The sequence below is a fragment of the Protofrankia sp. CiT1 genome, from assembly GCF_917627335.1.
Taxonomy (GTDB): domain Bacteria; phylum Actinomycetota; class Actinomycetes; order Frankiales; family Frankiaceae; genus Protofrankia.
Window position 1 is genome coordinate 2,907 of the sequence record NZ_CAKJTP010000273.1, and the last position, 608, is coordinate 3,514.

Sequence of the window (608 nt, forward strand, 5' to 3'; positions counted from 1 at the left end):
TGACCTGCCTCAACCGGCGCGCGCTCGGAGGGACTCGAACCCCCAACCTCTTGATCCGTAGTCAAGTGCTCTATCCGTTGAGCTACGAGCGCCTGTCGGACCACCATAGCGGACCGACTGGGCAAGACTACAACACCAGCGGATGATCTCCGAGCGGGCATCAGTGTGGTGCTGGTCGGCGCGGCTCGCTGGTCGCGGCTCGCTGGTCGGTCATTATTGATCATTGATGTCATGGCCGCCAGCTGGTGCCGCTGTGTCTGATCTGCCTGTCGAGCCTCTGTCCGAGAGGATGCGGTGGGCTGGAGCGTCTTTTACCCGTGGAAGGGCCGCGGGAATCTCGCTCGCCGCGGGCATCGGCCTCGGCTCTGTAGGCTGGCTTCTGGGTCCGCCTCTCGTCGGAGGTCTCGCGGCGTTGGCGGGCCCGCAGGCCGCGTTGCTCGTTGTGATTGCCTTGGCCATGACGGTCACAGTCCGGGCATCTTCGCGTCCACGCTGTCTGACTGGTTGTGGATGTCTGGATCATGCGATCATCTGATCGTGCGATGAGTTCGCGACTATTGATGGGGTATGTGACGGATGCATGACCAGGATGCGGGTGGGGTCTGTGC

1 tRNA gene is annotated in these 608 nt (G+C 62.8%); it reads right to left on the bottom strand.

Annotation, left to right across the window (positions count from 1 at the left end):
* Nucleotides 1–19 precede the first annotated feature (19 nt).
* Nucleotides 20–92, bottom strand: a tRNA-Arg gene (locus MJ785_RS21385).
* Nucleotides 93–608 lie beyond the last annotated feature (516 nt).